This is a genomic window from Streptosporangium sp. NPDC002524 (assembly GCF_040295985.1).
GTDB lineage: Bacteria > Actinomycetota > Actinomycetes > Streptosporangiales > Streptosporangiaceae > Streptosporangium.
In genome coordinates, this window is sequence record NZ_JBEOWK010000005.1 from 367,657 (window position 1) to 392,343 (window position 24,687).

Sequence of the window (24,687 nt, forward strand, 5' to 3'; positions counted from 1 at the left end):
CCGTCACCCGCACCGTGATTCCGCTGGAGGTATGCATGCCTGGTACAGCTCGTGCGTTCGCCCTGACCACCGCGGCCCTCGCCCTCGGGCTGACCGCCTGCAGCGCGGGCGGGCCGGTCGACGGCCGGCCGGTCGCGCAGTCCGTCCCCGACGCCGGTGAGAAGACCAAGAAGCCCGAGAAGCCGGAGAAGCCGGCCGGACCCGTCACCCTGAAGTACTGGACCTTCGCCCCGCCCGCGGCCGCGCTGAAGAGGGCGATCACCGCGTTCGAGCAGGCGAACCCCGGTATCGAGGTCGAGCTGCGCACCTTCGCCGAGGCCGACTACCGCGAGCGGCTGCCCGTGGCGCTCGACGGCGACGAGGCGCTCGACGTCGTCGGCCTCCCGGTCCCGACGATGACCCGCGCGGTCGCGAACCGGCTCCGCCCGGTCGACGACTGGAAGGACAAGGTCTCCGGCGGCTGGGTCGAGGAGCTCGACGAGAGCGCGGTGGAGCAGACGAAGAAGGCCGCCAAGAACGGCGAGCTGTACTCGGTCCCGATGGGGTCCAGCGGCGGCGCGGTCCTGTACTACAACGCCGCTCTCCTGGCCGAGCTCGGGGAGTCCTTCCCCGAGACGGCCGCCGATCTGGAGTCCATCGTCATGCGGGTCAAGAAGGAGATCCCCGGCCTCAGGCCGGTCGTCTTCTCCGGGGAGCCGCACCGGCAGGAGGAGCTGCTGTTCACCGTCGCGAGCCAGACCCACCCGACCCTCTCCGACGACCTGCTGGCCGGTGACAAGCCGTGGAACGGCCCCGAGGCGGTCGTGGCCCTGACCGCCTACGGGTCGCTGTTCGACCGGGGTGTGCTGGCGAAGTCGGCGCTCACCCTCAAGGGCGACCGCCCGGCCGAGCTGTTCCGTGATGGGAAGGCCCTGTTCCTGGTGGACGGCTCGGACCGGAGCCCGATGCTGTCCACGTCCTACCGCGAGAACACGAAGGTCACCGTCAAGAAGATCGGCGCGGGTCCCTTCCCGACCATCCTGCCGGGTGCCAAGCCCGCCGTCCGCAGCGCGGTCGAGGTGGGTCTGGCCGTGCCCAAGAGTTCCAAGCACGTGGCCGAGGCGGCCACGCTGATCGAGTTCCTGACCGCGGGCGGTGGCGTCTCCAGCTGGGCCGGAGACCTGACGATGGTCCCCTCACGCGGGGACTTCCGGATGGACTCGTCCGTCTTCGCCAACCCGGAGGGCAAGGACGGCTACGCCGCGATCCAGGACCTCGTCAGGGACGGCGCCTCCCTGAACGTCCCCGACGAGGTCTTCCTGGAGCGCGCCGAGGGGGACGCCATCCTCGACGTCGCCCACGGCCGGACCACCGCGAAGAAGGCGGCCGACCGCCTGCAGAAGGAGTGGGCCCGCGGCCAGTGACGGTCTTCCCGCATGGCCGCCCTGACGGCTTCTCGTACCGTTGATGGCTTCTCGTACGGTTGACGGCTTCTCATACCGCTGACGGCTTCTCGTACGGCCGGTGACGGCACCGCTCCGGTCGCCCCCGTGGCGCCCGGCCGGACCGGCCGGACCGGTCGGGCGGTCGCGGCCGGGGTCAGGCGTCCACGAGGCGGAAGGTGCGGCGGTAGGCCATCGGCGAGACGCCGATGGCCACCTGCATGTGCTGGCGGAGCGAGGCGGCGGTGCCGAATCCCGAGCGCAGGGCGACGCCGTCCACCGGCAGGTCGCTGGTCTCCAGGAGCCGCCGGGCCAGCTCGATCCGCTGCAGGATGAGCCACTGCCCCGGGCTGAGGCCCATCTCGTCGCGGAAGCGGCGGGTGAAGGTACGGCGGCTCATCCGGGCGTGGGCGGCCAGCTCGCTGAGGGGGAGCGGCTCGTGCAGCCGCTCCAGCGCCCAGGTCCTGGTCGCCGCGGTCGTCGCGGCGGTCGGAGCGGGAAGCGGGTGCTCGATGAACTGGGCCTGGCCGCCGTCGCGCCACGGGGGGACGACGCATCGCCTGGCCACGCGGTTGGCCACCTCGGTGCCGTGGTCGCGCCGGACGATGTGCAGGCAGAGATCGACCCCCGCGGCCACCCCGGCCGAGGTGAGCACGTCCCCGTCGTCCACGAACAGCACGCTCGGGTTCACCTTGACCCGCGGGAACAGCTTCTGGAAGTGGTCGGTGCTGCTCCAGTGGGTGGTCGCGGGACGACCGTCGAGCAGCCCGGCCGCCGCGAGCACGTAGGCGGCGGTGCAGATCGAGACCAGGCGGGTGCCCGGCCGGATGCGCGCGATCGCGGCGGCCAGCGGCTCGGGGAGCCGCCCCTCGCGGGAGATCGTGCCGAGGGCGTGGGTGGCCGGGATCACCACGGTGTCCGCGCCCTCCAGGGCCTCGGCCCCATGCTCCACCGAGATCGAGAAGTCGGCGTCGGTGCGTACGGGGGCGCCGTCGAGGGTGCAGGTGAGCACCTCGTAGAGCGGTTCGCCGTCCGGGCCCCTGGCGCCGCCGAAGATCCGTGGCGGGATGCCCAGCTCGAAGGGGATCACACCGTCCATGGCGAGCATGACGATCCTGTGCATGACCCGATTCTCACACATGGAAGATACAGGCCATTCTCGCCGGGACCGCTTCCCGTGAGTTCCCGTGGTGTCGGTCCCTGCCGGGGGTGGGCCGGGGAACGGGAGGGGGTCGGCATTCGCCGGGAACGCTTCTGGCGGTGGCGGTGCTTGCTGTGGGTGGGTTCGGGAGCGGGACGTGGCGGATCGTTCCTCGCGGTGTCCGGCTCCTGCCGTGAGACGGGCTCAGGAGTGGGACGCGGTCGGCAGCGGCAGGCGGAGGACGAGCCGGGCGCCGCGGCCGGTGGTGCTGTCGGCGGCGTAGAGCCGGCCGCGGTGCGCCATCGCGATGTCCCTGGCGATGGGCAGGCCGAGGCCGGTCCCCCCGGCGTCGCGGCTGCGCGCCGAGTCCAGCCGGGTGAAACGCTGGAAGACTCGTTCCCGCTCCTCCGGCGGGATGCCGAGCCCGTCGTCGGTGACCTCCACCACGGCCTCGCCCCGCCTGCTCCCGACACTGACCCGTACCTCACTCACCGCGTGCCGGTCGGCGTTGGCCAGCAGGTTGCTCAGCAGCCGGCCCAGCTGGATCCTGCTGCCCCGCACCATGACGCCGGGGTCGAGCTTCAGCAGCACCTCGTGCTTAGCCTGCCGATGTTCCACCTCGGAGGTGACCAGGTCGGCGAGGTCGACCAGTTCCGGCGGGCCTCGTACGCCGGCGTCGAGGCGGGCGAGCAGCAGCAGGTCCTCGATGAGGATCTGGAGCCGTTCCGCGTCCGCCAGGGCGGAGCACATCGTCGCCATCGGGTCCTCCGAGTCCGGGTCGGAGATCGCGAGTTCGAGCTTGGTGCGCAGCCCGGTCAGGGGGGTGCGAAGCTCGTGGGAGGCGTCGGAGGCGAAGCGGCGCTGGTTCTCCACGGCCCGCTCCAGCCTTTCGAGGGTCGCGTTGATGGTCTCGGTGAGCTGCGCCATCTCGTCCTCGGAGTCGGGCACGGGCATCCGGCGGCTGAGGTCGGAGGCGGTGATCTCGGCCATCTCGGCGCGGATCCGTTCCACCGGCGCGAGCGTACGACCGGCGAGATGCCAGGTGCCCCAGCCGAGCAACGATAGAAGTCCGGCGGAGAAGAGCGCCAGCGTGATCTCGATGAAGTTGGTGCGGAGCGACGGGGGTTCCGGCACCGCCGCGTAGACCATGACGTCGCCGTACACGGAGTGGTCGGTCCGGATGCCCACGGTGACGTAGCAGGCCCGTTCCTTCGTGGGGAAACCCACGCACGACGTTCCGTCCACGCGCATCTCGCCGAGGGCCGGGCGCGCCCGGGTGATCGGGGGCCTCCCCTTCATGGCGGGGCTGGCGGCGACCACCCTGCCGTCGTTCGCGACGACCTGGATGCGGTTGATGCGGTTGAAGGGAAGGACGACGGTGTCCGCGGGTCCCTTCTCGATGCCCCGGACCACGTTCATGGCCGCCTCGGCCGCCGCGTTGACGAGATCGGTCGACAGCTTGGTCTCCACGACCTGCCACGTGGCGAACGCCCCGATTCCCAGCACCATGGCGAACACGATGATCGCTATGAGGGTGACCCGGCCCCGGATCGAACGCGGATGTCGCAATACAGCTACCTCCCCGAAAAGCGGCTTTCCTCCCTTAAAGACATCTTTTTAACCATTTATAGGTGATTGGCATTAATCCACAGGCAAAGCCAGTCCAAGCTCTTACGCGGTTCGGGGGCGAAGGGCAATGGTTCCCACCCGCCCGGGGCCGGAGGGACGCGCACCCCTCCGGCCCCGGGTGGCGGGCCGGTCGTTCCCGTACGGATCGCCGCCGAGCCTTCGGGGCGGAGACGATGCCCTCCACGGCGAGGGTGATGCCTCCGTGGCGCGGCGGGGACGGCCGGTCAGGCCCCGGCGCAGGAGTCGTGGGTCGCGTCGAAACCCTTCAGGCTCTCGGTGTCGCCGCGGGGAAGCGGCTTCAGCCCCTTCCAGTCGTCGCCGATCGTGAGGACGAGCCTGCCGGTGGTCGCCCGGCGGACGGGCAGCGGGCTGGAGACGAGCAGGTCGCGGCTGAGGGTGGGCGCCTTGGCGGCGCCGTTCGGCGAGTAGGCGATCATGGTCGTCGGGTACGGCTTGCGGGACGCGTCACCGATCCTGGCGACGTGGTAGCCGCGCTCCTCCAGCTGGACGGCCACCAGGGTGGCGAGACCGGACCGCGCGGTCCCGTTGCGCACCTCGACCTGGATCTTCGATCGGGGCACCCTGGTCTGGCCGCCCTTGACCCCGGAGCCGCTGATCGCCCGGTCCGTCGCGACGATCTTGAACAGCCTGCCGCTCTGCGGCTGGACCCACTCCACCCGGCCGGGGTGGACCAGCGAGTAGCGCCACGGGGTGGTGATGAAGTGGATCTGCCCCGCCGCGAGCCCCTGCGCGCTGGTCGCCAGCTCCCTCATGACGCCCGGGGTGAGGCCGGGGTCGGTGGTGACCGACTTCGTCGCCGCGTCGAGGAAGCCGAAGAGCCTGGCGGGGTCGGTCAGCGTCTCGCCGCTCATGACCTTCTTGACCATGGAGGCGATGAACATCTGCTGGCGCTGGATGCGTCCGATGTCCGATCCGTCACCGAGGCTGTAGCGGGCCCGGACGTAGCCCAGCGCCTGCTCGCCCCCGAGGTTCTGCCGCCCGGCGGCCAGGTGGAGCAGGGCCTTCTTGTCGTTGATCGCCTCGGGTACGCAGACCTCCACGCCGCCGACCGCGTCGACCATGCCCTTGAAGCCGGTGAAGTCGACCTTCACGAAGTGGTCGATGTGGATGCCGGTGAGCGACTCGACGGTCTTCCAGGTGCAGGTGATGCCGCCGGAGTTGAACGACTCGTTGATCATGCCCACGTGCGGTCGCTGTCCGGGCAGCCCCTGCTTGGCCCGGCAGGCGGGAAGCTGGACCATCGAGTCGCGGGGGAAACTGACGACCATCGCGTTGTCCCGTTTCGGCGAGATATGCGCGAGCATGATCGTGTCGGTCCGCTCGCCCGCCACCCGGCCATATCTCGCGTTCTTGCCGCCCCGCTGGTCCGAGCCGACGACCAGGACGTTCATCGCCCTGCCCGCGGCCTTGACCGGGCGTCGCCCGAGGTCCTCCGCCGAGACCTCGACATGCTTGACGTTGCCGGTCAGCTTGACGTACGCGCCCGCCACCGTCCCCGCCGCCACGAGCACCACGGCGGTGACGGCGGCCACCAGCCACCACAACCATTTGCGGCGCGGCCGCCACGAGCGCTGGCCGGGCGGCGCCGGCGCCGGCGGCTCGGTGGGCGGTTCGGGGAATGCGTCGATCAACCCGCTGCTCACGTGACTCCCGAGGGGGGAAACGATCACGGTGTGCACCCGTGACCGAGGAGCCGTACTCCGGCCGTCGCAGAGTTTACTAACCTCCTGGTACGGCCGATCCGGTGCCGGTCTGACCTGCGTGAGGATACATACACCTGTCCTGTGTGGGGGTACGTCTCCCTGTTACGATCCGCCGGTGATTATCCGTCACGGGTATCTCGGCGACGTACCGGCCGTTCTGGCGATGTTCGACGGCGCGGTGGCGTGGCTGTCCTCCCTGGGCCGCACCGGCCAGTGGGGCAGCGAGCCGTTCTCCCTCAACGCGGCCCGGGTCGAGGACATCACCTCGTGGGCGATGTCCGGCGGGATGCGCATCGCCGAACTCGACGGCCGGCCCGCGGGCTGCCTGGTGGTGGGGGCCGCGATGCCCTACGTCCCTCCCGCCTCCGAGCCGGAGCTGTACGTCCAGGGGCTGGTCGTCGACCGGAGACACCACGGCCGGGGGGTCGGGGCCGTCCTGCTGGAGCGCGCCCGCGCGGAGGCCGCCTGGCTGGGGGTCTCGCTGGTGCGGGTCGACTGCTACGCCGGTGACGACGGCCGGCTGGTGGCGTACTACGAGAGCCGGGGCTTCACCAGGACCGAGAGTTTCAAGGTCGGCGACTGGCCGGGCCAGATCCTGGAGTCGAGGCTTCCCGCCGCCACGGGCTGAGGCGGGGCTTCCCGCCGCCACGGGCTGAACGGCCCCGCCACGGGCTGAACGGCCCCGCTACTGGCTGAACGGCCCGTGTCGGGCAGTGCGTGTCGGGCGGGTCGTGCCGGGAGCGGCCACGCGCTCGTGCCGGGAGTGGTCACGCGTTGAGACCTCGATGCCGGTTTCACCCGGGGCCGTCACGCGCGCGAAATCTTCGTACGAGAGTATTGCCGGAGATTTACCACTGTTTGGGGGATTTGTGGTTGGCGCTCTCGATCACCGCTATCGCGGTGAGCATCCAATCCGCACGCTCGCCTACCTTTTCCGGGAGGACCGCCTCAGGTTGTTCGTCGGGGTCCTCGCCTTCCTGGTCAAGCACAGCCCGACCTGGCTGCTGCCGCTGATCACCGCGAACGTCGTCGACATCGTGGTCACCCGCGCCCCGATCGCGCACCTGTGGGTCAACGCGGGCGTGCTGCTCGCACTGCTGCTCCTCAACTACCCTCTCCACCTGCTCTACGTCCGCTGCACGCACGGCGCCATCCGCCGGATGGGGACGGACCTGCGTTCCGCGCTCTGCCGCCGCATGCAGCAGCTCTCCATCGGCTACCACGCGCGGGTCAGCGCCGCCGTACTCCAGACCAAGGTCATCCGGGACGTCGAGAGCGTGGAGCAGACGAGCCAGCAGGCGGCCGACATGGGGCTGTCCGCGCTCACCATGCTGGCCGGGGGGCTGGTGGTGATCGCCGTGCAGGTGCCCGCCGCGATTCCCGTCTTCCTGGTGGTCGTACCCGCCGCGGCCCTGCTCGTGATGCACATGCGCACCCGGCTGCGCGACGACAACGAGAGCTTCCGCCGCGAGGTCGAGCGGCTGTCCACCCGGGTCAGCGAGATGACCACGCTCATCCCGATCACCCGCGCGCACGGCCTGGAGCAGGACGCCCTGCACCGCGTCGACGGCACGCTCACCAAGGTGCTGCGCAAGGGCCTCCGGCTCGACCTGCTCAACGGCAGCTTCGGCTCGCTCGCCTGGATCCTGCTCAACGCGATCGGCGTCGCCTTCCTCACCGGTTCCGCGCTCGTCGCCTACTACCAGGTCATCCCCATCACCGCGGGCGACGTGGTCATGCTCACCAGCTTCTTCGCCACCCTCACCGCGGCCGTCACCTCCCTGCTCACCCTCACCCCGATGATCAGCAAGGGGCTGGCGTCCGTACGCTCCATCGGCGAGGTCCTCCAGGCGCCCGACCTGGAGCACAACGCGGGCAAGGAGGAGGTCGCCTCCGTGCGCGGCGAGATCGAGTTCCGCGACGTCGGGTTCTCCTACGGGGAGGAGACCGCGATCACCGGGTTCGACCTCACGGTGACCCCCGGCGAGACGATCGCGCTGGTCGGCCCCTCGGGAGCCGGGAAGTCGACCGTGCTCAACCTCGTCATCGGCTTCCTGCGGCCCACCTCCGGCCGGATCCTGCTGGACGGGCGCGACATGGAGACGCTGGACCTGCGGACCTACCGCAGGTTCCTGTCCGTCGTGCCGCAGGAGTCGATCCTGTTCGAGGGCAGCGTCAGGGAGAACGTCACCTACGGCATGGCCGACGTCTCCGAGGAGCGGGTGCGGCGGGCGCTCAGGGACGCCAACGCGCTGGAGTTCATCGACCGCCTCCCCGACGGCCTCGACACGGTCGTCGGGGAGCGGGGCGCCCGGCTGTCGGGCGGGCAGCGCCAGCGCCTGGCCATCGCCCGCGCCCTGATCCGCGACCCGCGCGTGCTGATCCTGGACGAGGCCACCTCCGCCCTGGACACCCGTTCCGAGGCGCTCATCCAGGAGGCGCTGAACCGCCTGGTCGCCGGGCGTACGGTCCTCGTCGTCGCGCACCGGCTGTCGACCATCCGGGGCGCCGACCGCATCGTGGTCATGCGCGACGGCGGGATCGAGGAGGTGGGCACCCACGAGGAGCTGATGCGACTGCGCGGCGCCTACGCCGGGCTCCAGGGCGCCCAGCTCGCCTGAGGGACGTCCCGACATCCCGACGTCCGGACACGAGGACACCGGGGACGCGAGGGAGCCGGTGACGCGAGGACGGCGACGCGAGGACGGCAGCGACGCGAGGTGGTCCAGAAGCGGAGAAGGCCCAAGACGCGAGAGGGCCCGAGACCCAGGAGGCCCGAGACCCAGTAGGCCCGAGACGCGAGAAGGCCCGAGATGCGAGGAGGGTGCGGGACCCGTTCGCACGGATCCCGCACCCTCCTGTCCTGCTCCCGCTCCCGCCGGGTGGCGGGGGCGGGGTGGCCGGGTGGCCGGGTTGACTCAGCCCGCGGTGCCCGTCGAGGCCGGGTAGATGCGGAGCCAGTCGACCTCCATCCACGCCTCGCCCGAGCTGCCCTGGCCGGGGAACCAGTCCAGCTGCAGGCAGACCGACATCGAGCTGCTGGTGGAGTTGCCGGAGCGGAACCACTCCTGCCCGTCGATGTAGCCGACGACGCTGTCGGGGGTGACCTCCACGGCGTAGGTGTGCCAGGTGGTCATGTCGATGTTGGCGTGGGCCTGCTCCTGCCCCTGAGGGGTGTGCAGGAAGAAGTTCGGCCGCTGCCGCTCCGGGTCGTCGATGACCTCCAGGAAGTCGATCTCCTCACCGGTGGAGCTGCGCACGTTGCCGCCGCCCTCCTTGGGCCACAGCAGGGCGACGGGATGGTACGACCCGGCGCCCGGGTACAGGCGGATGCGGGTCTCCCAGCGCCCGTAGGCCTGGTCGTGGCGGGCGGCCAGACCGGCCGTGGTCCCGTCCTCGCGGCCGTACAGGTAGAGCGCCCCGTTGCCGAGGTAGAGCTGTTGCGGGGAACGGCGGCCGTTCCCGGCGTGCCCGGCCGAGTCGTAGAACACCCAGTCGGACTCGTCGAGGTAGTCGTCGAACTCCGCGCACCAGGACGGTGCGCCCCAGTTGAGGGCTTGTGCGGCGCTGGCCTCGCCGGTGGCGGCGGGGGCGCAGGGCGCCGCCGAGACCACCTCTCCCTGGGCCGCGCTGAGGGTGCTCACCGTCAGCGCGGCCACCATGCTGAGTACGGCCACCCGCACGTGGGATCTGGTGATCATGATTACTCCTCCCAGGATCTTGCGCAGAGTGTGGAGGGACTGAAGCTCCAGCAGCCGGTGCTCGTCGGGCTGGGGATCGACGACGCGGTCGGGTCGGGCAGCGGCTGGGCGGGTGAGGCGGGCGGCCCGAACACCCATCGCGGTGCGCCCGCCGGCTCCTGGTTCGCGATCAGCAGGACGGGGGACTCCGCGGTACGGCCCCGCCAGGGCGCGAGGCTCCAGCACGAGGCGATGTCCTCCGGCTTACAGAAGTCGGAGGTGGAGCGCTTGAGCGGCGGCAGGGGCAGGACGGTGGAGAGCGAGGGCGCCGGGGACGGGGCCGCCAGCGGGGATCGGGTGTTCTGGACCGGTTCGGTCAGGAGGGAGGGCTCGTAGACGCCGGTCCGCTTGGGCGCGGGCTTGGGCGCGTTGGTCGCCCAGCTCGGTGGACCGGTGCGCGGAGGGGCGGGCGGGGGGGCGGTGAGGGTCGAGGTCGGGTTCGCCGAGGGCTTCGAGGGCTTCGTGCCCTTCGGCGGGGTGGTGGGCCGCTGGGGCGTCGATCGGGTGGGCTTGGGTGCGGTGGTGGCCGTGGCGGTCGGTGCCGGCTTGGTCGCCGTCGCCGTCGCGCTGGGCCCCGAGGGCTTGGGACCCGGGGGCGTGGGGTCCGGGTCCGGCGCGGGCCCGGTGGCCGTGTCGGAGGGGTCGGGCGCGGGCCTGGTGGGCCTGTCCGAGGGGTCGGGGTCGGGGGCGGGGGGTTTGGGCGTCGCCCTCGGCGGCTGCGGTCTCCCGGTCGCCGTGGCCGTGGCGCTGGCCGACGGTGCCGGGCTGGCCGGGGCGGAGGTTCCCGTGGACGTCGCCGACGGCCTCGTGCCGCCGGGCGGTGCCTGGGTGGCCTTCCTGGTCTCCGGGGGCGCGGTGGTGGGTGCCGCGTTCTTGGGGGGTGCCTGGGTGGCCCTCCCGGCCCGCGGCGGAGCTTCGGTGGTGGGGGTGGCGTTCTTCGGCGCCGCGAGCGGTGCCTCGGTGGGCCGGGTGTTCCTCGAGGTCGAAGGCGGTGCCTCGGTGGTGGGCGCGGCGCTCTTCGGAGCGGCGGGCGGTGCTTCGGTGGGGCGGCTGTTCCTTGAGGTCGAAGGCGGTGCCTCGGTGGGCCTGGCGTTCCTCGTGGTCGTCGGCGGTGCCTCGGTGGGCCGGGTGTTCGGGGGCGGTGCCTCGGCGGGACGCGGCCTCCTCGACGGCGGGTTCGCCGGTGCCGCGTTCCTGGACCGTACGTTCTCCCGCGCGGGCGCGGAGAACTGCTCGGCGGGAACGTTCTCCTCCGCGCGGGGGGCGGTGTTCCGCTGGCCGGGACGGCTACGGGACGTGGGAGGGGAGTCGCGGGTCTCGGGGGGTGACGCGTTCTCGGCGGGCGGGTTCCGGTCCGGGGCGGAGGGGGAGTCGTCCGGTGCCGAGCCGGAGCCGCCGTTCGAGGGGGGACTCCCGTCGGGCCCGGAGTCGTTCGCGGTCTCGGGGACGGTCACCTCGGGAGGGAGTTCCTCCCGCGCGGAGGGCCCGGCGGGGGGGACGGCGGAATCCTGCGACGGTGAGCCGTAACTCACGCCGGGATCCGCCACGGCGGCCCACGGCTGGGCGATGACCGCGCTTGTCGTCGCGGAGACCGCGGCCAGCAGAAGGCCGGAGAGTAAGGTGACACGCCGGGACGAGCTGCGTGGGGGCATTGATCGCTCTTCCTGGATCTATTGGGTGGGCTCTGGGCCGGAGATGGGTTTCCAGCCCGCGGCGGTGAATTCGGGGGTGCCCGGGAGGGCGACCGGCGGCACGGAGGTGGCGAGGGGGTCGGGGACGTTGACCCAGTCCCCCTGGTTCGCACCGCGCATGCCGGGTTGCCAGACCATGAGCAGGCTCATGGCGTATGGGCTCGAATAGGTGGGATCGGTGTCGCCGACGCCCTTGGTCGCGGTCACCTGGACCAGGACCGAGACCAGCACCTGGTCCTGGCCGCGGGCCTTCCACTGGACGCCGATCGTCCGCGTCCGCATGGCGGCGCCGTCGGGGAGCGCCCCGTCCTTGGGAAGGCCGAGGATCTCCCGCCAGCCCGCGACGGCCTCGCGCGCGCCGGCCCGTGCCGCGTCGTGCTGCTCGGGCCGCGCGTACAGCACCGCGGCCTGTTCGGCCTGCTCGGCGTCCAGGGTCCACGCCGCCTCCAGCGCCGCGGCGGCGGCCGAGGCCGCGCCCAGCTCGGTGCGGGGGAACCCGACGGGGTAACCGGCCGCGCCCTCGTAGCCGGAGGGCGGGGCGAGGAGAACGGTGTCCCCGACGGCCTTCGGCGCGGAGGCGTTCACGGGGGTGGAATCGGTTCGAAGGAGCTGCCATGCCCCGGCCGCCAGCAGGATCGTCCCCACGATCGAGACGACCACGATGAGCATCCGCCGCCGGGCGCTCGGCGGCGGGCCCAGATCCCAGTTCAGCGTGGGATCGTCGGCGACCGGCCGCACTAGTGACCCCGGTCGGGGCGCTGCCCGAAGGTCTGCCCGGCCGCCGCGGCCAGGCGGAGGTACGCGCCCCGCGTCGTGGGCCGCAGGCGGACCAGGTCCACCTCGGCGCCCTCCTTGAGGTGCGGGTCGTACGGGATGCGGATCACCGCGCGGCACCGGGAGGTGAAGTGGCGCTCCAGCAGGTCCAGGTCCACGTCGGACTTGGGCTCCACGGCGTTCAGCACGACGATGGCGTTCCTGACGAGGTCGGCGTGGCCGTGGGCGGTCAGCCAGTCCAGTGTCGCGGCGGCCGAACTCGCCCCGTCCACCGCGACCAGGCTGACCAGCACGATCTGGTCGGCCATCTCGAGCGTCGCGCCCATCGCGCCGTGGAGCAGGCCGGTCCCGCAGTCGGTGATGCAGATGGAGTAGTAGCGCTCGATGAGCCCGGCGACCGTGCGGTAGTCATCGGCGTTGAACGCCTCGCTCACGGCCGGGTCGGTGTCGGAGGCGAGGACCTCCAGCCGGGCGGGCGACTGGGAGGTGAAGGCGCGGGCGTCGGCGTAGCGCAGGATGTGGGGCGCCTCGGCCAGCATGGTGCGGATGGTCGCGGCCGTCTCGGACTTGACCTTGATGCCGAGGGTGCCGCGGTCGGGGTTGGCGTCGATCGCGATCACCCGGTCGCCGCGCAGGGAGGCGAGCGTGTTGCCGAGGGCGACGGTCGTCGTGGTCTTGCCGACCCCGCCCTTGAGGCTCATGACCGCGATCCGGTGGTGCCCGCTCGCCACGGGGGTCTGCGCCTGCGCCATCAGCGTGCGCCGCTCCAGCTCCGCCGCCGACTCCGCGGGGATGAAGCGCTTGCCGGAGAGCTGCCAGACCAGCCGGCGCCACCCCCCGGCGGGCTCGGGGCGGCGGTTGGTGAGCAGGTGTTCCGCGGTGAGCGGGACCGTTTCGTGGAACTGCTCGGGAGGGGTGGGCGGTGATGTATGGACGTGGGGAGAGGTATCCGTCACTGCCGTTGTCCTTTCTCGAATGGCGATCGTGGGGGGATGGGAGGTCAGCGGGTCAGCGGGTCAGCAGGTCCGCCAGCGCACCGTCGTGCCGACCGAGTCGTCGAGGCCGTGGACGGTCATCGGGGCGGTGACCGAGGCGGGGGCGCCGCACCAGTTGCGGACCCGGTGGGCGCGCAGGTTGATCACCTGCGTCACCCCTTCCCGCAGCGTGCCGCTGGAAGGGCTCACGGCCAGGCCGGGAGCCGATATCCGCCACTTCAACGGCTCTCCCGAGATGGTGAGGACCATGCTTCCCAGGCCGAACTCGTCCAGCGTCACCACGGGCGGGACCCGCAGGCGCGAGGCGAGCCCGTCCTGCCGGGCCGGCGCGTCGGCGGCGGGGGGCGGGGACCGGGTGGCCTGGCTGGTGGACGCCTGCAGCGAGCTCGCGGGCTCCTCGGACTCGATCGCGGGGCCGAGGAGGTTCATCCCGGTCAGGGTGCCCGCCGCGCCCGCCACGACGATGATGACGAGCTTGATGGTCGTGTTCCTGATCCGGGCGCCCGCCCAGCTGAGCGCCTCCAGCACGCGGATCCCCATCTCGATCCGCTCCTCGTCGGGGCGGTCGTCGGGTTCGGTGTGGAAGCGCAGCGCGGGAACCTGGGAGTCGTCGTGTATCCCGGTCTCGCGCGTCCCGGTGTCGCGCACTCCGGTGTCACGCGTCCTGGTCTCACGAGTCTTGGCCTCGCGTATTCCTGTGTCGCGTGTCCCGGTGTCGCGCATCTCGACGGAGGCCTGCCCGGCGATGACGATGGGCTCGGCCTTGGCGACGGGTTTGGGGACGGGCGGCGACTGCTGGGGAATGGTGCCGGTGAGCTCCTCGCTCTGGGCGAGGACCTCGCGCGCCCACGCCTGGGTGAGCAGGGCGTCGTAGAGCGGGGTGTCGTGCCCGGGTACGGGTGGCGGGGACGGCGGCCGGGACGGCCGGGTCTTGCGGGGCGGCAGGGCGGGCAGCGGGGGCAGCCCCGACGGGTTGGCGGGATCGGGGGAACCCGCCGCGGGCCCGTCTCCCGGCGCGGTGGCCGGTGACGCGGCCCCTGACGCCGCCGCGGCCGGTGGCCTCGCGGGAGGCTTCGACGCCACCGGCGGGTAGGGAGGCGTGCCGACCCTGGGCGAGGGCGCCGGGGTGGCCGGGGTGGTCGGTACGCCGCTCCCACCCGGGGAGGCGGGCGAGGCGGGGGACCGGTGTCCGGGTGGGGCGATGGACCGGCGCCCGGGTGCCCGGTGCCCCGGTGAGGCGGTCCGGTTCCCCGGCGGGGGCGATGGAAGGACCGTGGACGGTCCCTCCCCCGGAGGGGCGGACAGGACGGGAGACCCGCCACGGGCCGGACGCGCGGGCTCCCCCGATCCCGCCTCGCCGGCGGCCTCGGGGGGCAGCGCGTCCGTGAGCCTTCGCCGTTCCTCCTCGGAGAGCGGCGCGACCGGGGGATGGGAGATCATCTGCGGCACGGTGTAGCGGATGTTGATCGGCCGCGTGCACACGGAACACCTGATCATGTGGGAGAGCAGGCGCGCCTGGGCCCCCTCCGGGTCGGAGGGGGAGGCCGCGTGCCCGGCGGCCGGGCTCGCGGGGAAGACCCCGGGAAAGACGGTCTCCACCAGCGGGGCGAGCTCCGGGCAGGTGCGCCGCCCGTGGGCGAGCGCGTCCAGCCCGCTCACCAGGGTCTCGATCAGGTCCTGGGTGCGGGTGGCGAGCCTGCCGACCTCGTCGACGGGCATCGCCAGCACGTGGGCGAGATCCTCCATGCCGAGCGCGTGGCGGTACGTCAGCCTGAGCGTCTCCGTGCCCAGGGGGTCGACGATCGTCCACACCCGCTCGATCAGCGAGGCGTCGGGCATGCCGGGCCCCGAACCCGGCACGTACCGCTCCCGGTACCCCGGAGAGGTGCGGCAGTCACGTCGCAGCGCGGCCAGCAGCCGCCCCCGGGCCGTGACGTTCCCGGGAGCGGCCTCGACCCGGCCGGCCGCCAGCGCGGCGACGACCGCCGCGTGCGCCCGGCCGGATTCGAGGTGGGAGGCGGCGTAGTCCATCAGGTGCGCGCCATGCTCACGCACCCAGGCCGCCCCCTGGCCGGGGCCGGGCGTGAGACGCCCGGTTCCGGTGGGTGTGCTCATCGGCCGTCGTACTCGACCGGGTCCGGCTCGACCCGGCCTTGATCGGACCGGCCCTGGCCGGACTGGAGGGGAGCGGTGTTCTCACCCGGCCACTGCTGGGGGACGTCGTCCCCGCTGCCTCCGGGGTCCCTGGGGGCCACCGCGTCCTCGGGGTCCCCGGGGTCCCCGGGTCCCGGCTGGGCGGGGTTCAGCCCGCCCGTGTCCGGCTCCCAGGGCTCCTCCTCGCCGGGGATGCCCTGCCGCTGGCCGGTCTGTCCCTGGTCGGGCTGCACCTGGTCGGGCTGCGGGGCGACGTCCTCGGTGGCGATCGGGCTGGGAAGCGGGACGGGGGGAACGTCGGTCACCACGAGCTCCAGGTTCCGCTGGGGCAGTCCGGTGAACTTGGTCCAGTTGCTGATCTGACCGGGTGCGGGCTCCGCGTAGAGCCAGCGGATGAAGGCGGGCCACAGGCACGAGTCGCGGGGGATCATCGCCTGGGCGCCGGGCGACGGGCTCGGGCCCTGGGACGCGGTGAGCGCCTGGATCTCGTCGACGGTGTAGTTGCGGCACGGCGGGGTGCCGGGCGGGGCGATGTTGAGGTCCCACACGCCGTTCTCGTCCGTGTAGCGCATCCCCTTGTCCAGCCCGAGGGCCTCGTAGGCGCGACGCAGCAGCTCGGGGTTCTCGAAGACCGGCAGCGAGACACCACCGTCGGGGCCGCCGCCGGGAAGCCGCGGGTCGGCCGGCATGAGCACGGTCCCGTCGGGACCCTGCGACGCGTTCTCACCGGGGCCGACGGAGGGCTGCGGCTGTGCGGGCCGGGACGGCCCGCCCGCGGGGAGGCTCCGCGACGGGCTCGGCGCCTGCGAGCGCTTCCGGTCACCGGGCGGCTGGACCGGGACCACGTCGCCGGTCGGCCGGGTCTCGGGGGGCGCCGTGGGGAGGGTGACCTCGCCCGAGGGCACGATCGGCCGGCCGGTGCCCGACCGGATCGCCGGCCTCAGGGTGCCCGTCGGCCGGGGGTTCCTGGCGTTGTCCCCGGGCTGCGGGGGCCTCACGGTGGCGGTGGGCTGCTGCCTGTTGCCTCCGGTGGGCTGGGGCTGCGGGGGCCTGAGGCCGGTGGGCTGGGGCTGAGTCTGCCTGTTCCCCCCGGTCGGCTGAGGCTGGGGCTGCTGCCTGTCGCCGTTGTTCGCGGGAGGCTGCGAGCGTCCGTTCCCGTTGTCGGGTTGCCGCTGCCCGTCGCCGTTGTTCGCCGGGGGCTGTATCCGCCTGTTCGCCTCGTCGGGTTGCCGCTGCCTGTCACCGGTGTTCGCCGGGGGCTGTGAGCGCCCGTTCCCGCCGTTGGGCTGCGACGGCCGCGAGGGGCCCGAGGACCTCGTCCCGCCGGACTCGGGAGCCGGCTTGGGCGGCGCGACGACCTCGATCTTCTTCTCCACGGGGCGCTGGATGACGCTGCCGCTCTCGTTGTCGCTCTGCGAGATGTTGCCGCTGATCTTCTTCGTCGGGGTGGGGGGCGGCGGGGCGGGAGGTTGGACGGGCTGGTTGTTCACCGGCGGTGGCTGGGCGGGGGGCTGGGCCGGTCCGGGGTTGGGAGCGGGCCGCACCGGAGCCGGGTCGGCCCTGGCGGGCGGGTCGGGCTTCTTGGGCGTCGCGGGCTTCGTCGGCGCGGTCGTCTTGGGGGCCGAGGGCGGGGTCGGCGTGCTCTTGGGGTTTCCCGGCCGCTGGAGGGGGGCGACCGCGGCGGCGGCCACGCCCAGGACGGGAAGGGCGACGCAGCCCTCCGCGGAGCCTCCGAGCGCGTGCCCGTCGGTGGTGGCGGTGAGGCAGACCCGCTGGTCCCCGGCGGCGGCCGCCGGTCTGGCACCGTCCGCGATCGTGCTGCCCGCGTCGGCGCCGGAGAGCGGGAGCGGCTGGTCGCCGCCGGGTGCCGCGCTCGACGTCCAGGCTCCCGCCTGGTCGTCGAGGAGGTACGTGCCCGCGGCCAGTCGCATCACCTGCCCCTCGCCGGGGTCGGGGCGCATGGCGATGACGGTTCCCAGTCCGGCGCCGGCGCCGAAGACACCGATCGCGACACTCGCAGTGATCACCGTCGCGCGCGATGGCTTACGTGAGGGTGTCATTAGAATGTTCCTTTTCTTCCGGTGAAAACGTCAGTCGCCGTGGCTCTCCAGGACGTCGCTCCACTCGCCCAGCACGCGAGCGGGCTCGTTCGAGCCGGCGGGGGGGACATGTGTCACATACATGCGGCCGTATGTGGCGCTCACCGAGCGGGCGAAAGCCTTGTCGCGGGTACGGACGGCGGCCGAGCCCTTCAGCTTGACCTTCGCCCCTTCCCGCACCGCCTCGCGGAGCTCGGTGGATCGGGCTCCGTACCAGACCAGAGCGCCCCCGTCACTGGTCCTGAGCGCGCGTACCGGTCCCTCAAGCCGGTACGACAGCGTGAGCTTCCAGTCGGCCTGCTCCAGCCGGACGCGTTCCTGCTGCCAGAACAGCGTGGCCTCGCTGGTCCAGGGCCCGTCGTCGAAACGCGCGTCGATCTCGGCGTTCTGCAGGCTCGCCATGTGCGCGCGGGCGATCTGCCGAGGGGTCGCGCTCAGCCCGGTGGCGTTCTCCGGGAGACTCGTCGCGTACCCCTCGCCGTCGGTCGCGATCTTGGGGAACCGCGCCGGGGTGGCGCGCGTGTCGGCGGCCGAGGCGACGAGCCGCCAGCCGCCGGGGGCCGAGCTCATCACGTCGACGATCCGTGCGACGCCGGGCTCGTGCGAGACCGCCACGAACCAGTCGGCGGTGCCGTCCACGTGACGCGGGATCCACACCTGGGGATTGGGCCATATCCCCGTCGCGAGTGAGGTCCCCTGCATCTCGGCGGTCTTGAAACCCGCCCTCGTCATCTCCAGCGCGAGTCCGTGCTCCAGCTTCGCCATGGCCGCCTGGTCCTTCCTGGCCTGGGCCACCGACAGCCCCCGCTGGTAGCGGCCGTGGATGCCGTACGCCTCCTTCGCGGTGAGCTGAGGCGAGCTGGATCCGGCCGGCGGGTCGGCGGGCGGTGGGGTGGTCCTGGTCTCGCGCGGCTTCTTCGCGGGGGTGGACTCGGGGCGGGGGGACTTGTCCGTGCCGCCTCCGCTTCCGGTCCGGGTGGGTTTCGGGGTGGATTTGGGAGTGGAGCGGGAGGAGGCCGGCGTCGGCGAAGGCGAGGAAGGGGCCTTCTCCCAGCCGGTGTCCGAGGGGTCGGGGGTGGGGTTCGCCGCCAGGGACGAACCGGAGGGCGCTCTGGTCGCGAGCCAGAACACCGCCACGGCGATGATCGCCAAAACCGCCGTGAACAGAATAACCTTCCGCCAATCGAATGACAGGAGGCGTTCGGGATGCCAGTCGGATGCGTGTTCGGAATCATGCCTAGAGGAAGCACTGCCACGGCCAGAGGACCCAGCCTCTCCATCTGGGAAATCTGATGCACGCCATGACATAGGTCCAAATATTAGACTGACCGTGATCTATTTGGAAGGTAAAGGGCTCAGTAATTGTCACTTATGGTTATTGGGTTATAAATAACACCTAAGTAGATATATGGGCCGTCCGAAACGAGCAATGCCCCCACCTGCTGCCCTCCTGTGGGTGGACCGTGCCACAAGTTCTCTAGAGAACTCCGGTCATCCCGAGGTTTCGGATGATCCTTCACGTTTCTTGTTGAACTGCCATTTCCCTGACGCGGGCCGGTCGTTCGTCTCCCGTTGGGCTTTCCGACGGCCGTCCGTGCTCTCGCCGCGTACGGGAGATCGCGTCGGGCGTTTCCTTCTCCAGATTGTTGCAAGCCGTCATAGCAACTTGATATGTATACGTTTCCTCTGTTTGGCGGTTCGGCCCCCGGCCCGCGTTCGGCTAATTGGAACCCCGGCTTTTCCTGGGGCTGAGCGGACGGCGGCCCTCCGCCCTCGGACGCCCGCTCCACGGGGCGCGCGGGCCCGCGATCGCCCGGGACATCGCGCAGCACATCGCCCGGAACATCGCCTGGAACATCGCCTGGAATGAGGACGAACGGGGGCGCGGCGATCCGGGGGCCGCGGGGCGTCCGAGGTGATCCTCGCCCGGTCTCGTTCTCCTGAGATGGCGGAGGTGTCCTTCTCGTCCGGTTGACGCCGTCGGAGGGGCGACGGAGAGGGAAGGCCGGGCCGCGCTCCCGTCCCCGTGAGAACGGACGATCGTCGCGGGAGCCGGGCCCGGCGCCGACCGGGGTCACCAGGTATCACCAGGTCAGGGGAGCACTGTCGCCCTCGGGGGTATGACACCGTCGACGACGACCACCGCCCGGAGGCTGCCATGACCGCGTACACCCTGTCGATCGTCGAAGGCGAGACCGGCGGTGCCTCGTCCGGCGACGACATCTTCTCGCCCTCCTCCCCGGTCGACTTCAGCCAACTCGACCCGTACACCCTGCTGTGGCTGACCGAGCACGGCTACGAGGACGAGGGGAGGCGGGTCGTGGTCACCCCGGCGGGCCACGAACCCGAGGGGGTCCGCGTGGTCGCCTCCCGCGACGTGGATCTCTGAACCCCGAGGACGGATCCTCCCGTCCTCGGCGAACGCGGATCGGGGCACGCGAGCGCCGGGACACGCGCCCGGCGGAGGAGGCGGTCGTCCCTGACGGCGACAGAGCGCCGCCCATATGGGAGCGATGCGGCGTGGTACCCGCGGTGAGGGCGATTTCCACCCGACAATCTAGGCGTGAACCGACATTCCCGGAGATCGTTTCTTCGGCTCGGTGGTCTCGCGGCCACCGGAGCGCTGATCCCGGCGTATGCCGCGCGCACGGAGAACGCGCCCCCCGAAGCCGCGCACGCGGAAGCCGCGCCGCGCACGCCGGACGACCCTCTCGCCCGGCTGCGTCATCGGTGGCGGGACGTGACGGCGGGGTCGGGGTTCGACGCGACGGCCGAGCCGTACCGGACCCGGCTGGCGAGGCTGGGGAGGAGGGCGGCCGGGTACCGGGACGCGATGGCGCCGACCGGCGCGTCGCTCTGGCCCGACCTGGCGTTCCCCTCGCTCGGCGCCACCCCGGCCCGGCTGCGGGCCATGGCCCGCGCGTACGCCCTGCCGGGGACCGGCCTGACCGGCGACGCGGGCCTGGCCGCGGCCGTCGCGGGCGGCATCGACCACTACCGGCGGCGGGTGTACGCCGCGGGCGCCGACCAGGCCGGCAACTGGTGGTACTGGCAGATCGGTACCCCCAGGAACCTCCTCGACGCGGCCCTGCTGATCGGCCCGCACCTGACGGAACCGCGCAGCGGGGCGCTGCGGGAGGCGGTGGATCACTTCGTCCCCGAGTGCCGCCTGGACGACTACGACGGGACCAGCACCGGGGCCAACCGGGTGGACCTGTGCGTGGTGACGCTGCTGCGGGCCGTCCTCGGCTCCGACCCGGCGAAGGCCGCGCTGGCCGTCTCCGCGCTCTCCCCGGTCTTCCCCCACGTCTCCGAGGGCGACGGGTTCTACCGGGACGGTTCCTTCGTCCAGCACACGACCGTCCCCTACCAGGGGACGTACGGGGCGTCGCTGCTGTCCGGTCTCGCGACGTTGTTCGCGGTGCTGCGCGGCTCGCCGTGGGAGGTCACCGACCCGAACCGGCAGGTCGTCCTCGACAGCGTCGAGAGGACGTTCGCCCCGTTCGTCCACGACGGCTTCTGCATGGACCTGGTCAGCGGGCGGGCGGTCGGCAGGCGGCCGTACGGCGACCACGACAGGGGGCGCGCGATCGCCTCCGCGATCCTGCTGCTGGGGGAGACGGCCTCCGCCGCCGAGCGGTCCCGCTGGCAGGGCATGGTGAAGGGGTGGGCGCTGCGGGACACCCACCGGCCCATGCTCGACGCGGCCGAGGAGGACGACCTCGGGTTCCACGCCCGTCTCGCCGCGATCCTGGACGACGACGCCGTCCCCGCGGCCGAGGAACCCACCGGGCACCGGCTGCTCGCGATGAGCGCCCGCGCCGTGCACCGCGCCCCGCGCCCCGCCCCGCGCACCGCCCCGAGCACCGGCCCGAGCACCGCCCCTCGCATCGCTCCAAGCACTGCCTCGCGCACCGGCCCGAGCACCGCTCCAAGCATCGCTCCAAGCACCGGCCCTCGCACCGGCCCGGCTCGCGGCGCGCGGGGCGGGCCCGGCTGGTGCGCGGGCCTCAGCATGGCCTCCCACCGCATCGGCCACTACGAGCACGGCAACGGCGAGAACCTCCGCGGCTGGCACACCGGCTCGGGGATGCTCTACTGGTGGGCCGACGGCCACGGCGACCAGTACTCCGACTCCTTCTGGGCCACCGTCGACCCCTACCGCCTGCCGGGCACGACCGTCTCCACCCGGCGGCTGGCGGACGGCGCCGGTGAGGCGTGGGGCGACACCTGCCCTCCGGGCCGCTGGGCCGGTGGCGCCACCGACGGCGTGTACGCGACGGTCGGCCAGCACCTGAACGGCTTCGAGAGCACCCTGGACGCGTTCAAGTCGTGGTTCTTCCTCGACGACGCGGTGGTCTGCCTCGGCGCCGGGATCACCGCCGAGGACGGCGTACCCGTCGAGACCATCGTGGACAACCGCAGGACCGGCGCGCCTCTCACCGTGGACGAGGCGAAGGGCTGGGCGCACCTGGAGGGGCACGGCGGCTACGTCCTGCCCTGCGGCACCCGCCTGCGCACCCTGCGCGAGGAACGCACCGCCGATCGGGATCCGGCTCCGGGGGAGGAACGCGTCGGCGGCCGGGACCCGGCTCCGGGAGAGGAACGCACCGTTGGCCGGGACCCGGCCCCTGGTGAAAAACGCGCCGGTGTCCAGGACTCGGCTCCTGGTGAGAAACGCTCCGGCGGCCGGGACCCGGTGACCCGGAGTTACGTGACCCTCTGGCTCGACCACGGGGTCGACCCCGTCTCGGCGGGCTACGTCTACCTGCTGCTACCGGGCGCGAGCCTCGCGCAGACCCGGGCCCGCGCCGCCGACCCCGGCTGGGCGCGCGTCCTCGCCAACACCGCCCGGCAGCAGGGTGTCCGGGTACCGTCACTCGGGCTCACCGCCGTCAACTTCTGGAACGACGGAGCCGCCGGGGACCTCGCCGCCTCCGCCCCGTGCGCGGTCCTCGTCAGGGAGGGCGGCGACGGTACGGCCACGCTCACCGTGTCGGACCCCCGGCGCGACCTGAGCGAGCTGACCGTGACCTGGGACCGGCCGGTGACCGAGCTGCTCCGCGGGCACCCCCTCCTGACGGAAGCCACGACCGGCGCACGGCTCACGCTCACCTTCGGCCGCCTGGCGAGCCGGGGCGGCGGCTCGAACACGGTCACCGTACGCCTCGGTTGACGGAAGGCCGAATACGTCCGCGTGACCCCACCATCAGGGCGACACGGACGAATCTGACGGTTCCGGCCTGCCCGATCATCAAGCCCGGCACGATGGGAGACCACCCCCAGGCACAACCGCCCCATTCGCGAACACGAGCAGGAGGACATCGTGGTTCCCAGGTGCGAGCAGCTAGGGTCCGTCGATCTCACCACGTGGCGGGTCGTCCCCGGCGAGGCCAACCACGAGAAGGAGGAGACCGGCGTCTGGGCGATAGCCGGAGGTGACGGCGACGACTACTCCCTCTACGTGGAGGTCCTCGACGCCGAACGGCCCAGGGAGGTCGCGGAGTTCATCGTCGACGCCGTCACCGGCCACGCGCACCGGCTCCGCCTGGAGGGCGCCCTGGCCGAGGTCGAGCGGGAACGCCGGAGGCAGCGGGCCGAGGACGACGCGCTGGACCCGTCGAGTCCCCACCTGGTCGAGGTGGCGAAGCTGGCCGGTCTGGTCGAACAGGTCGGCGGGATCGGCCGGGAGTTCGGCCGCGACAGGTTCCACACCGGCCGCGAGGATCTCGACAAGCGCCTGTACTCCCAGCTGACGCAGGTGGCGGCCACCGCGGTGGCGTGGATGGAGAGCATCCTCGCCCGCACCGACGCCGACGCTGACGAGACCGGAGACGAAGCCGTAGACGAGCTCGGGGGCAAGGCTGGAGACAAGGCTGGAGACGAGCTCGGAGACGGAGCCGGAGACGGGGCCCTCGGCGACGCCCGCGCCGACCAGGTCGTTCCTCGCTGACCGGGCCGTTCCCCGTCAGCCAGGGTGTCCCCCGCCGGTCAGAGGGTTCCCCACCGACCAGGCCGTTCCCGTCTCGCCTTCGTGACCCCCTCCGGAAGTCACGGCCGCCTGAGGTGGGCCAGCCGGTCGAGCACCGTGGCGAAGTGGCGCGACAGGCTGCAGGCGTGCCACGACTCCGGTCTCCTCGGCAGCAGCGGCTGCCCGTTCGCGAAGCGCTCGATCTGCTCGTCGCCCCACGAGGACGCCGTTCCCCGGGACGGCCAGAGGTCCGCGACCACCGCCTTGCACAGGCCGTCGAAACCCCCGAGGGCGCCGGTGCCCTCGCGCCGCTCGCACCGGTAGGCGTACCACTGCCCGCCGACCGCGTACCGCAGGTTCGGGTGCGGGTTCCGCCCCTGTGACACCCGCGGGCTGGACACGCCGTAGTCCGCGTAGAACAGTTCGGTCGCGCCGGTGTACGAGGCCGCGACGGTCGTCCACAGCTCGGCGTCCCGCCGGGGGATGGCCACCCGCGTGTCGAAGGGGACGTCGCCGAGGGACTTGGGGAACGCTCCGGCGGCCAAGGTGACCGAACGTACCGGCAACCCTTTCGCCCAGGTGAGCGCCTGCCAGGCGTCGGCGGTGCGCTCCTTAAGCAGGGCGTCGGAGTCGACCGCCCACAGGTCGAGCACGAGATCGATGTCCTTGAACCCCAGGCCCAGCTCGTCGCGTATCCGGCGCGACAGCCGGGCGTCGTCCGCCGAGGTGCGCGGCGCGGACCAGGGCACGCGCAGGCAGGCGCCCTTCCGGTGCTGCGCCGCGGCGTACCCCGCGCTCAGGAACGCGCGCTCGCCGTCCTCCGGCCGTACCACCGGGATCATGCGATAGCCGAGCTTGTGCACGGCGTTCGACACCATCGGCATGACGTCGCGGTCGTCCGTCCTTCTGTACCTGTCGCGCAGGCGGTGGCAGTCGACCGCGAGAACGCGTTCGGCGGGCAGGTGCTCCTCCACGCGTTTCTCGAAGGCGGCCACGCTCTCGATCGCCGCCCGGTCGCCGTCGCCGGTGTCCGACTCCAGCGGCATCACCTCGATCAGCGGCCGTACGGAGGGCCGGCGTTCCGCGGCGATCTTCCCCAGGGCCAGGAACTCGCTGGCCCGTCCCTTCAGGATCGGCATGTACACCGTCATGACATGGTTCTCCGTGTGGTTGGCGAACCCGCGTCCGGCGCGGCGGCCGTCCCTCGCCTCCCGGCGGGCCGCCACCTGCCCGGTTTTCCTGACGGTGGACTCCGGCGACGAGTTCGTCAACGCTCCCCGGAGTCACATTTCGCGAGAACGATTCATTCGCCGCCGCTCCTGGGATCGGACTGGCAGGACGTCATCAA

At 72.3% G+C, this 24,687-nt stretch carries 18 protein-coding genes; 8 read left to right on the forward strand and 10 right to left on the reverse strand.

The window, feature by feature from the left end:
* Positions 1–35 precede the first annotated feature (35 nt).
* Positions 36–1,403: an ABC transporter substrate-binding protein gene (locus ABT053_RS11065; protein ID WP_350968751.1), complete on the forward strand. Its 1,368-nt coding sequence runs from the start codon at positions 36–38 to the stop codon at positions 1,401–1,403.
* Between the two features lie 175 nt (positions 1,404–1,578).
* On the opposite strand, the gene ABT053_RS11070 is transcribed toward ABT053_RS11065, so the two are convergent.
* The 3 genes from ABT053_RS11070 to ABT053_RS11080 all read right to left on the reverse strand — a co-directional run bounded on the left by ABT053_RS11070 (position 1,579) and on the right by ABT053_RS11080 (position 5,855).
* Positions 1,579–2,544, reverse strand: a complete 966-nt coding sequence (locus ABT053_RS11070; protein ID WP_350968752.1) for a GlxA family transcriptional regulator — start codon at positions 2,542–2,544, stop codon at positions 1,579–1,581.
* Between the two features lie 222 nt (positions 2,545–2,766).
* Complete coding sequence (locus tag ABT053_RS11075; protein ID WP_350968753.1) at positions 2,767–4,131, reverse strand: sensor histidine kinase; 1,365 nt, start codon at positions 4,129–4,131, stop codon at positions 2,767–2,769.
* Between the two features lie 284 nt (positions 4,132–4,415).
* Positions 4,416–5,855: an LCP family protein gene (locus ABT053_RS11080; protein ID WP_350968754.1), complete on the reverse strand. Its 1,440-nt coding sequence runs from the start codon at positions 5,853–5,855 to the stop codon at positions 4,416–4,418.
* Positions 5,856–6,030: 175 nt separating this feature from the next.
* On the opposite strand from ABT053_RS11080, the gene ABT053_RS11085 reads away from it, so the two are divergent.
* Both ABT053_RS11085 and ABT053_RS11090 read left to right on the forward strand, forming a co-directional pair.
* Positions 6,031–6,543, forward strand: a complete 513-nt coding sequence (locus ABT053_RS11085; protein WP_350968755.1) for a GNAT family N-acetyltransferase — start codon at positions 6,031–6,033, stop codon at positions 6,541–6,543.
* Between the two features lie 325 nt (positions 6,544–6,868).
* Entirely contained in the window at positions 6,869–8,536 is a 1,668-nt protein-coding gene (locus ABT053_RS11090) for an ABC transporter ATP-binding protein (protein WP_350968756.1), read from the forward strand.
* A 297-nt stretch (positions 8,537–8,833) separates the two neighbouring features.
* Here the strand turns inward: ABT053_RS11090 and ABT053_RS11095 are convergent, their stop codons facing one another.
* Complete coding sequence (locus tag ABT053_RS11095) at positions 8,834–9,616, reverse strand: glycoside hydrolase family 16 protein (protein WP_350968757.1); 783 nt, start codon at positions 9,614–9,616, stop codon at positions 8,834–8,836.
* Positions 9,617–9,646: 30 nt separating this feature from the next.
* Between ABT053_RS11095 and ABT053_RS11100 the strand changes: the two genes are divergently transcribed.
* On the forward strand, positions 9,647–9,991 hold the full coding sequence (locus tag ABT053_RS11100) for a hypothetical protein (RefSeq protein ID WP_350968758.1): 345 nt from the start codon (positions 9,647–9,649) through the stop codon (positions 9,989–9,991).
* A gap of 24 nt (positions 9,992–10,015) precedes the next feature.
* Positions 10,016–11,182, forward strand: a complete 1,167-nt coding sequence (locus ABT053_RS11105; protein WP_350968759.1) for a hypothetical protein — start codon at positions 10,016–10,018, stop codon at positions 11,180–11,182.
* 143 nt (positions 11,183–11,325) lie between these two features.
* On the opposite strand, the gene ABT053_RS11110 is transcribed toward ABT053_RS11105, so the two are convergent.
* The 5 genes from ABT053_RS11110 to ABT053_RS11130 are packed head-to-tail and all read right to left on the reverse strand — an operon-like array spanning position 11,326 to position 18,520.
* Entirely contained in the window at positions 11,326–12,084 is a 759-nt protein-coding gene (locus ABT053_RS11110) for a hypothetical protein (RefSeq protein WP_350968760.1), read from the reverse strand.
* Complete coding sequence (locus ABT053_RS11115) at positions 12,084–13,076, reverse strand: MinD/ParA family ATP-binding protein (protein ID WP_350968761.1); 993 nt, start codon at positions 13,074–13,076, stop codon at positions 12,084–12,086. Before ABT053_RS11115 ends, ABT053_RS11110 begins: the two co-directional genes overlap by 1 nt.
* A 60-nt stretch (positions 13,077–13,136) precedes the next feature.
* Positions 13,137–15,230, reverse strand: a complete 2,094-nt coding sequence (locus tag ABT053_RS11120) for a hypothetical protein (RefSeq protein ID WP_350968762.1) — start codon at positions 15,228–15,230, stop codon at positions 13,137–13,139.
* Entirely contained in the window at positions 15,227–17,329 is a 2,103-nt protein-coding gene (locus ABT053_RS11125) for a hypothetical protein (protein ID WP_350968763.1), read from the reverse strand. Before ABT053_RS11125 ends, ABT053_RS11120 begins: the two co-directional genes overlap by 4 nt.
* 30 nt (positions 17,330–17,359) lie before the next feature.
* Positions 17,360–18,520, reverse strand: a complete 1,161-nt coding sequence (locus ABT053_RS11130; RefSeq protein WP_350968764.1) for a DUF8094 domain-containing protein — start codon at positions 18,518–18,520, stop codon at positions 17,360–17,362.
* 1,006 nt (positions 18,521–19,526) lie between these two features.
* On the opposite strand from ABT053_RS11130, the gene ABT053_RS11135 reads away from it, so the two are divergent.
* From ABT053_RS11135 to ABT053_RS11145, 3 genes are all read left to right on the forward strand, one after another.
* Positions 19,527–19,757, forward strand: a complete 231-nt coding sequence (locus ABT053_RS11135) for a hypothetical protein (protein ID WP_350968765.1) — start codon at positions 19,527–19,529, stop codon at positions 19,755–19,757.
* A 174-nt stretch (positions 19,758–19,931) separates the two neighbouring features.
* Positions 19,932–22,544, forward strand: coding sequence for a polysaccharide lyase 8 family protein (locus ABT053_RS11140; RefSeq protein WP_350968766.1), 2,613 nt, complete (start codon positions 19,932–19,934; stop codon positions 22,542–22,544).
* Between the two features lie 150 nt (positions 22,545–22,694).
* Entirely contained in the window at positions 22,695–23,321 is a 627-nt protein-coding gene (locus tag ABT053_RS11145; RefSeq protein ID WP_350968767.1) for a hypothetical protein, read from the forward strand.
* A 98-nt stretch (positions 23,322–23,419) separates the two neighbouring features.
* Here the strand turns inward: ABT053_RS11145 and ABT053_RS11150 are convergent, their stop codons facing one another.
* On the reverse strand, positions 23,420–24,610 hold the full coding sequence (locus ABT053_RS11150) for a beta family protein (protein ID WP_350968768.1): 1,191 nt from the start codon (positions 24,608–24,610) through the stop codon (positions 23,420–23,422).
* Between the last annotated feature and the right edge of the window lie 77 nt (positions 24,611–24,687).